The organism is Bacillus sp. 2CMS4F (genome assembly GCF_023161785.1).
In the GTDB taxonomy this organism is placed as follows: domain Bacteria; phylum Bacillota; class Bacilli; order Bacillales; family Bacillaceae; genus Bacillus; species Bacillus halotolerans.
In genome coordinates, this window is sequence record NZ_JALNTO010000027.1 from 1 (window position 1) to 8,580 (window position 8,580).

The window sequence follows — 8,580 nt, forward strand, 5'->3', positions numbered from 1 at the left end:
AATCACCGATAAGCTATCGGCAATTGGCTGTATAAAAGGTGTTTTGATCCCTGTCTCAAAAACAGGGGTCAGTCCCATTGCACAGGTTTCTTTTTATTGATCCAAACCGAGTTTCTTCAGCTGTTCCGCCAGCGCATTGTTAATCGGTTCGTCTTTATTTTGTTTTTTCATATAAGAAGAGACGTCCCGCTTTGTAGCGCGCCCTTTGTCTTTGTTTTTCCGTTTTTCAAATACAGAAAGCTTCTCACGGTGCCCGCAAACACACGCGAAGGTCTGGCCTTCTCCTTGGCCGCGAAGCTCCATTCTTTTATGGCAGTTCGGGCAGCGCGCGTTTGTTTTTCTGGCGATCGTTTTTCTGCTTCCGCATTCCCGGTCTTGGCACACGAGCATGGTGCCGCGCTTGCCGTTTACCTTCAGCATCATTTTGCCGCACTCCGGACATGCCGTTCCCGTGATGTTATCATGTCTGAAGGTTTGGCTGCTGTTTTTAATTTCTGTTACCGTTTGCTTAGCATAAGCCTTCATGTCTTTAATAAAGACAGCGGATTTTAATTTTCCGGCCGCAATGGCGGACAGCTTTTGTTCCCACTCTGCCGTTAAGGCAGGTGATTTCAAATCCTCAGGAACGAGCTGCAGGAGCTGTTTTCCTTTTGAGGTGATAAAAATGTCTTTGTCTTTTTTCTCAATTAAAAAGCTGTTGAACAGTTTTTCGATAATATCGGCACGCGTTGCAACCGTGCCGAGACCGCCTGTTTCGCCGAGCGTTTTGACAAGGTCTTTTTCTTCTCCCTGCATAAAGGCGCTTGGGTTCTCCATAGCTGACAGCAGCGTCCCTTCATTAAAACGGGCCGGCGGTTTGGTTTGTCCGCTTGTTTCAGTTAATGTGCGGACAGTGAGCGAGGCGCCTTTTTGCAGAGCCGGCAGCGTCTGATCTCTGTCGTCCTCCTGCTCGTCATCCTCGTCAGCCATATCATAAACGGCTTTCCAGCCTTGTAACTGTACGGTTTTTCCCTTCGCCGTAAAGGTTTCTCCGCCGATTTCTGCCATGACCTTTGTTTCTTCATATTCGAAAGCCGGCATCAGCACAGCTAAGAAACGTTTGGCAATCAGGTCATACAGCTTGCGTTCTTTATCGCTGAGACTGCTGAGAACAAGCGGCTCTTCAGTCGGGATAATCGCATGGTGGTCTGACACCTTAGCATCATTGACGTAGCCTTTGTGCGATTTGATGCCGCGTTTTTTAATTTGATTGACATATTGGGCATACGGTTTCACTTCCATGCCCTCCAGCCGGTCTTTTAAGGTTGGAACAATGTCACTGGATAAAAACCGTGAGTCTGTCCGCGGATATGTGACAAGCTTGTGCTGCTCATACAACTTCTGCAGAACTGAGAGCGTTTCTTTGGCGGAAAATCCGAAGCGTTTGTGGGCGTCCCGCTGGAGTTCCGTCAAGTCGTAAAGCGCAGGAGCAAAGCTTTTTTTCGCTGTTTTTTTCAGTTCAGCGACCACCGCCTGTTTTCCATCAAGTTCTTTTAGCAAACGGCTTGTCACGCCTTGATCGAATGTTCTCGTCTGCTTCGATTTTTTGTCCTGCCACGTCAGCGTCATTCCATCGACTGCTGCGCGAATGCCGTAATACGGAACAGGCTTAAAGGCTTGGATGTCCGCCTCGCGCTTGGCAATCATGGCTAGCGTCGGCGTCTGCACGCGTCCGCATGAAAGCTGGGCATTGAATTTTGTGGTGAGCGCACGGGTCGCGTTTATGCCGACAATCCAATCCGCTTCTGCTCTGGCAACGGCTGAGTGGTACAGATTTTCATACTCTTTGCCGCTGCGCAGCTTTTGAAAACCTTCCTTGATCGCTTTGTCCGTTACAGATGAAATCCACAGCCGTTTGATCGGTTTGCGGACGTTCGCTTTTTCAATGATCCAGCGTGCGACGAGCTCACCTTCCCGGCCGGCATCAGTGGCGATGACGATCTGATTGACATCTTTGCGGGTAAGCTGCGCTTTTACCGCATTGAACTGCTTTCCGGTTTTTTTGATAACAACAAGCTTTAGCGGTTCGGGGATAATCGGCAGATCCTCAAGCCGCCATGATTGAAATTCTTTTCCGTAGCCTTCCGGATCAGCAAGTGTCACCAAATGGCCTAAAGCCCATGTGACAATATATTGATCTCCTTCGAGATAACCGTTCCCTTTTTTATGGCACTTCAGCACCCGGGCCAAATCGCGGCCGACTGAAGGTTTTTCAGCTAATACAACTGTTTTTGACATGCTTGATCACTTCTCTTTCTTTCACGCTCATCCTTTTATTATAACAGACTTGAACAAGCACTCTCTAACCGCGCCCGTTTTTCGTGTCAATTTCTGAGAAAATGACGTGAGTGACGGTTTGGGCGTAAGGCGTTGTTTTGTTGATGAAAGCTTCTACTGCTTCAAGGCTCTCCGCGTTGATTTTCAGTATATAGCAGGCCGCTCCCGCAATCCGGTAGCAAAATTCAATATTCGGCAGCGTTTGAATGTAGCTTTTGAATCGATCGTAATCCCCGTTTTTGACAGTTGCCTCGACAATACAGGAAACTGGAAGGCCAAGTTTTTTCTGATCAACCTCCAGCGTATATTGCTTAATGATGCCAAACGATTCCAGCTGTCTCACCCGTTCGGTGACCGATGGCGGGGACAGCTTAATTTTCCTTCCTAACTCCCTCATGGACAAACGGCTGTCTTTTTTCAGTTCCGCAATGATATTCAAATCAATTTGGTCAAGTTTCATATCAACATCCTTCTTTTATTTTTGTTCACATTATCTCGGGAATTTGTGTAAATGACAAGACTGAGGCCCAAGATAGATTTTTTAAATATGAATGTTTTCCGAACATTTTCTCAAACTTGTCATATATGCCCGCCGGATTGTTTATAGTATAGTTGAAAACGTGTCCACAAGGAGGGCGATTTATGCTGCAAACGCCGATCGGAAGACTTCGCACGATGGGTTTTATTGAAGGAATGTCACTCTTAATCCTGCTTTTCGTCGCCATGCCGCTCAAATATTGGGCAGGCCTTTCGCTTGCGGTAACAATTGTCGGTTCTGTTCACGGCGGATTGTTTATTTTGTATTTGCTTGTGTTGGCCTATGTGACGTTCTCTGTGAAATGGTCGCTGAAATGGTCAGCCGCCGGTTTCGTCGCCGCATTCGTCCCATTCGGAAACTTTTTGTACGACCGCGGATTAAGAAACTTTAAATAAACGATAAAGCGGCATGCTGTGCGCCGCACTGTTAAGAAAAACAGCTTGGATCTGCTTCAGGCTGTTTTCTTTTTTAACCCCATCATCATGTCATAATGATACAGCAGGGAAAGGAGATGGAATGATGACCAAAAGGATTCCCTACGACCAAATAGCACCTGATGGGTTACATATCATGATGAATATGGAGGCATACACGAAAACATCCGGCATTAACCGGACAACAAGAGAGCTAATGAAAATAAGAGCATCACAATTAAACGGCTGCGCCTACTGCATTAACATTCATACGAAAGATGCCCGAAAAATGGGAGAAACCGAACAGCGCATTTACGGATTAAACGCTTGGGAAGAGTGCAGTTTTTATACACCTGAAGAAAAAGCAGCATTATTGCTGACGGAGCATGTCACTTTTATTTCTAACAAGCGTGTGCCTGATGATGTTTATCAAGAGGTGCGTAAATTTTATAATGAAAAAGAATATGTTGATTTAATCCTCATCATTAATCAGATTAACAGCTGGAACCGAATCGCCATCTCTATGGGAAACATCGCCGAATAAATAAAAAGCTGACCTTTTACAGGGTCAGCTTTTCGCTATCAAAACCATTTTGTCAGCCACGCGATATAATATGCGCCAGGGATAAACATAAGCTGGGCAAGGAGTGTGCCCGCCACCCTTGACGTCACCATTGTCACAGAGGTCCATTTCAAATAAATATAGCTTCGTTTTCCTTTTGCCACATCATCGGCAAGAACAGACACTTTCGGATCAACAAAAATGGCCAGCAGCATCGTCGCAATCCCGTTGATTAAGCCGGATGCCATAACCGCCGTCGTGCTTCGCTCGGGTGCGAGCAGCCCTGCGTACAATGCGGAGAGCACGCCAATTGTATAAATGGACGTGATCAGCATGTTGATGACAAACAGCCGTTTTGGAATCAAGCGCATGTGAAATCCCTTCAAATACGAAGCAGACGGCAGACGCAAATAGGAGCAGGCATTTTTACATCCATTCTTAGAAAATCCTTTCCGAAAGACTTGTAAAACGGAGCCGCCCCCGCCCGCCAAGTGGATGATCGCACGTGAAAACAGGGCGACAAACGACGGGAGCAGGATAATGCCCACAATAGTCCCAACCGTCGAGCCAAAGATCAGGAACCGGAACTGCTCGCCTACGAGCGCCAGCGCGTTTTTTCCGGCATCGTCAATTAAGCGCCCCGTGAAGGGCTGCTGCACCATGTTCGACATTCTTGACACGATTACCATAACATTAAACAAGGAAAGCGCGGATGCGATAAATCCTACCCGGGCCCCTGAAAGCCTTGTGGCATAGGCAAGGGTCTCTATTGAGTGAATCAATAACAAAAAACAGAAAATAAAAACGACTTGTGTTGTAATGACATGCACGGTATTCTTTCCTCCAGTTTCATCCTAGTGATAAGACTGAAGGAAACAACGAGAAGTTTCATGTGTGATTTGTTTTTTTCACAATAAAAAACCGCCGGCTTACGCCGAGCGGTTTGTCTTATTCTTTTCTATACGCAAATAAAGATTATATTATCCGCCGACTCGGGCGGGTTCGATTCATGTAGCATTGTTCCGAAGAATCATTCTGGAAAGTAAACACCATGGAAATTTCTTGAACACAAGACAACGAAAGCCCTACCTCTCAATCGTCACTGCGGCTCCGAAGCCGCGCCGGTGTGAATTGTAAAACAAAAAAGTCTTTTTTCCATCTCATCGTTAGGGGCGATTTGTTATGAAGGAAAAGAATAAGGGCAGCTGGTTTGCTGCTTGTGAAGCGGTAAAAGCTTCTCTCTCAAAACAGAAAAAAGAAGTTTACTTTCTTTTTTATTTGCTTATTTTTCTTGCTTAGCTATTCATGATAACATATCGCCCCTGCAAATACAAACTTTTATTATAATTCGAATGAGACTGGTGTTTTCTCTCCCGCATTCATTAGCCTGATATCTTCCGGTTCGATTTCAAGAATCACCAGGTTCGGGTCATCCTTGCCGTCGAACCAGCGCTCCAATTTAGAACTCCAGATTTTGTCTTTCAATTCTGATGAATTGTTTATTTTTGCTTTTCCTGTGACTTCGACATACGCATCGCCAAAGCCTTCACAATCATAGCCTAATAAAATGTGCACATTAGGGTTATTCTCAATTTCTTCAGCTTTATGAGTTTCTTTGCTTGTCGGTGTATAAATCGTCAGCCCGTCATGGAAGAAAGTCATGTAGCGGGAATGCGGTTTGCCCTTTTGAACCGTTGCGAGCGAACCTACTTTATGGTGATCTAGAACATCAAGCACTTTTTGTTTAATATCTTGCTGATTCATCTCGAATCACTCCTTTTTAACGTCTCCGCTGTTACTTTTCCACATCTGGGAACGATTTAAACAAGAAAATGCGCTCTTTATTTTTCTGCTTCCCATTCACGCTTTAACAGACTGTAATAGACGAGGTCGTGGAACTTGCCTTTAATGAATATGCCTTCCCTTGCTGTTCTTTCCTCTTGAAAGCCGAGGCGCTCCGGGATCGCTCTGCTTTTGTGATTTCCGGCAGCCGCGCAGATGGCCACCCGATTCAATTCCAGGTCCTGAAAAGCATATGTGATGAGTGCCCGGCAGGCGGCAGTGATAATGCCTTTTCCTTCGTATTCCCCGTCAATCCAATAGCCAATCTCCGCTTTTTTATTCACTTGGTCAAGGTTATGCAGGCCAATCATGCCGCACAAGCTGCCGTCATACAGAATCCCCGCTTCGATTCCGTTCAGGTCAGCATACTGACGCCGCCAATCGGGAATGAGGGTTTCCCTGTACGTTTCGGCATCACTTGGATTTTCAGCCCAGAATAGCCATTCACTGATTCGCTGTTGGTTCTCATGAATAATCGCTGCCAGCCGATCCGCATCCTTTGGCTCCAATAACCGGATGGTAATGTGCTCGTTTACACTGCAGGTGAACATCTCCCTCGCCCTCTTTCCTTTTTTACCCATTATAACGGTGTTTCCGTTTTTTTCAATATAAAAAAAGGATGGGCTTTTTAAGCCTCATCCTTAAATTCTAGGGTCGGTAAAGATATCGTGTTTGTCTGTGCTAGTCGAAGACATTTCCGTTACGACTGCGCCTTCCTCCCCGGCCTGGAACCAATGCTTCGTGTTCGGCGGAATTGTATATTGCCCGCCGGGTTCAAGCTCGATCTCATGCCAGACTGTATAGTATTCTCTATCCTCTTGAGGAGGAAGAACCTTTGGAAGCTGCGTTTTTTCTCCTTCAACATAAAGATACACTTTTCCGTAGCGGCAGCGGAAGGTCTCCTGCTTGCCTTCCTGCCCGTCAACCGGCGGATGGCGATGCTCCGGGCAAGTCTGTCCCGGAAACAGCACCAGTTCCTTTGAACAATAACGGTCTGTATTCACATAGACAAAGAGCTGGAGCCCGGATTTTCGTTCTTTTCCCAAGCCGTAGTCCATGAGCTGAATTTGTTCTACTTCATCATCCGTTAAGACAATACCGGCTTTTTGATAGTAGCTGTTTACTTCTTCTTTCGTGATGCTCATTTCCTCACTCCCTCTTACGTCGTCACAAAGTCTCCGCCATTTACATGCAGCGTTTGTCCTGTCATATAGGATGATTCATCTGATGCCAGCAGCACATAGCAGCCGACATGCTCAACAGGCTGACCCGGACGGCCCATCGGCGTATTTTGCCCAAATTGAGCGACTGTATCTTCTGAGAATGTAGACGGAATTAACGGTGTCCAGATTGGTCCCGGCGCTACCGCATTTACACGGATGCCGTCTTTAACAAGTGCCTGCGCCATTGTTCTTGTAAAGGCATTGATCGCGCCTTTCGTTGCCGTATAATCAATCAGCGTCGGATTACCGCGATAAGGGTTAATGGAAGTCGTATTGATGATCGCGCTGCCTGGTTTCATATAATCAATTGCTTTTTTAGTTAAATAAAATTGTGAATAAAAGTTTGTTTTGAATGTGCGGTGAAGCTGTTCGCTTGAAATATCTTTGATGCTTTCCTTCGGATGCTGCTCACCGGCATTGTTCACAAGGATATCCAGACGGCCGAGCTCATTGACTGTTTTTTCAACCGCTTCATTACAGAACTCCTCTTCGCCTGCATCTCCGGAGATTAAAAGACATTTCACGCCTTCTTGTTCCACGCGTTTTTTTGTATCTTCAGCATCACCCTGCTCATCCTTATATACAATGGCGATGTCAGCGCCTTCCTTTGCGTAAGCGACAGATACCGCACGTCCGATTCCGCTGTCACCGCCTGTAATGAGTGCGACTTTTCCTTTTAATTTATCCGCACCTTTATAATGCTCGTACTCATATACCGGACTTGGATTCATTTCGCTTTCGATTCCCGGCTGGCGATTTTGGGTTTGTGCCGGCAGTTCTTTCGGATAGTTTGCCATGATGATTCTCCTCCTTTGTTTTTCATGTCTATTTGTTGTGTACCTCGTGCATACTCTGGGTAAACATGGATGAGCACCTTCGGAATGCTTTATCAGAAAAATGTTTCACATGAAACGCAAGGAGGAAAATGATGTGAAAAGGAGGTTGCTGAATGATTAACATGCTTTCTAAAAAATTCAGCAGACCGAAGGGGATGTTCGGCATACTTGCCGGATACATCATGGCTGCTGAAAATAAAACACTGAATCAGTGGACAATAGATCAGCTTGGATTAACACGCGGAGACCGCATTCTAGAAGTCGGTTTTGGACCAGGATACTGCATGAAGCAGATGCTAAAACGCGAAAAGAGCGTTCATATTCATGGGATTGATGTATCAGAAACTATGCTGAAGCTGGCTGCACACAGATTAAAAACAGACCGTGTTCGCCTGATACAGAGCAGCATCGAAACGTTCCCCCTCCCCGCCGCGTATTACGATAAAGTCATTTCCGTTAACAACTACACGATTTGGAAAGACCAGCAAGAAGGCATCAAACAGATTTATCAAGCATTAAAACCCGGCGGCAAAGCAGCCATTACGATGCAGCCCCGGGAAGCAGATGCCTGTCCCGAGAAAACTGAATCGTTCGGTAAACAGATGCTCGCTGACCTGAAAGCGGCAGGCTTCAAAGACATTGATATCCAATATAAAGACATTAAACCCGAGCTTTCAGTCTGTGCAACCGCAAAAAAGCCCGTCACATAAAGGGACTGACCCCATAAGATGAGACAAATAAAAAAACACCTTCAAGTTTGAAAACGGATAGTTGTTATCCTTAAATAAGACTTGGAGGTGTTTTTTGTATGGGAACAAGAGTGAGTTATCCGATTGAAGTCAAACAGAAG

At 45.8% G+C, this 8,580-nt stretch carries 10 protein-coding genes; 3 read left to right on the top strand and 7 right to left on the bottom strand.

All coding sequences use genetic code 11. The annotated features are described in order from the left end of the window. Positions 1 to 93: 93 nt before the first annotated feature. Entirely contained in the window at positions 94 to 2,277 is a 2,184-nt protein-coding gene (locus tag MTN95_RS21360) for a DNA topoisomerase III (RefSeq protein WP_105955180.1), read from the bottom strand. A 64-nt stretch (positions 2,278 to 2,341) separates the two neighbouring features. After that, positions 2,342 to 2,776 carry a transcriptional regulator LrpC gene (gene lrpC, locus MTN95_RS21365; protein WP_010333071.1) on the bottom strand — a complete coding sequence of 145 codons (435 nt, stop codon included), beginning with the start codon at positions 2,774 to 2,776 and terminating at the stop codon, positions 2,342 to 2,344. A gap of 182 nt (positions 2,777 to 2,958) precedes the next feature. Between lrpC and MTN95_RS21370 the strand changes: the two genes are divergently transcribed. After that, entirely contained in the window at positions 2,959 to 3,249 is a 291-nt protein-coding gene (locus MTN95_RS21370) for a DUF3817 domain-containing protein (protein WP_010333070.1), read from the top strand. Between the two features lie 124 nt (positions 3,250 to 3,373). After that, positions 3,374 to 3,811 carry a carboxymuconolactone decarboxylase family protein gene (locus tag MTN95_RS21375; RefSeq protein ID WP_105955181.1) on the top strand — a complete coding sequence of 146 codons (438 nt, stop codon included), beginning with the start codon at positions 3,374 to 3,376 and terminating at the stop codon, positions 3,809 to 3,811. Between the two features lie 38 nt (positions 3,812 to 3,849). On the opposite strand, the gene amj is transcribed toward MTN95_RS21375, so the two are convergent. The 5 genes from amj to MTN95_RS21400 form a co-directional block, all read right to left on the bottom strand. Continuing rightward, positions 3,850 to 4,659: a lipid II flippase Amj gene (gene amj, locus MTN95_RS21380; protein WP_202853106.1), complete on the bottom strand. Its 810-nt coding sequence runs from the start codon at positions 4,657 to 4,659 to the stop codon at positions 3,850 to 3,852. Positions 4,660 to 5,170: 511 nt separating this feature from the next. Further along, positions 5,171 to 5,593: a pyridoxamine 5'-phosphate oxidase family protein gene (locus MTN95_RS21385; protein ID WP_248339937.1), complete on the bottom strand. Its 423-nt coding sequence runs from the start codon at positions 5,591 to 5,593 to the stop codon at positions 5,171 to 5,173. Positions 5,594 to 5,670: 77 nt separating this feature from the next. Further along, on the bottom strand, positions 5,671 to 6,222 hold the full coding sequence (locus MTN95_RS21390; protein ID WP_105955183.1) for a GNAT family N-acetyltransferase: 552 nt from the start codon (positions 6,220 to 6,222) through the stop codon (positions 5,671 to 5,673). A 90-nt stretch (positions 6,223 to 6,312) separates the two neighbouring features. Beyond that, complete coding sequence (gene lyxE, locus MTN95_RS21395) at positions 6,313 to 6,816, bottom strand: D-lyxose ketol-isomerase (protein ID WP_024120256.1); 504 nt, start codon at positions 6,814 to 6,816, stop codon at positions 6,313 to 6,315. A gap of 14 nt (positions 6,817 to 6,830) precedes the next feature. After that, the gene (locus MTN95_RS21400) at positions 6,831 to 7,691 is read right to left on the bottom strand and encodes an SDR family oxidoreductase (RefSeq protein ID WP_248339939.1); all 861 of its coding nucleotides are present in this window, start codon (positions 7,689 to 7,691) and stop codon (positions 6,831 to 6,833) included. A gap of 152 nt (positions 7,692 to 7,843) precedes the next feature. Between MTN95_RS21400 and MTN95_RS21405 the strand changes: the two genes are divergently transcribed. Beyond that, the gene (locus tag MTN95_RS21405; protein WP_202853109.1) at positions 7,844 to 8,440 is read left to right on the top strand and encodes a class I SAM-dependent methyltransferase; all 597 of its coding nucleotides are present in this window, start codon (positions 7,844 to 7,846) and stop codon (positions 8,438 to 8,440) included. The last annotated feature ends 140 nt before the right edge of the window (positions 8,441 to 8,580 follow it).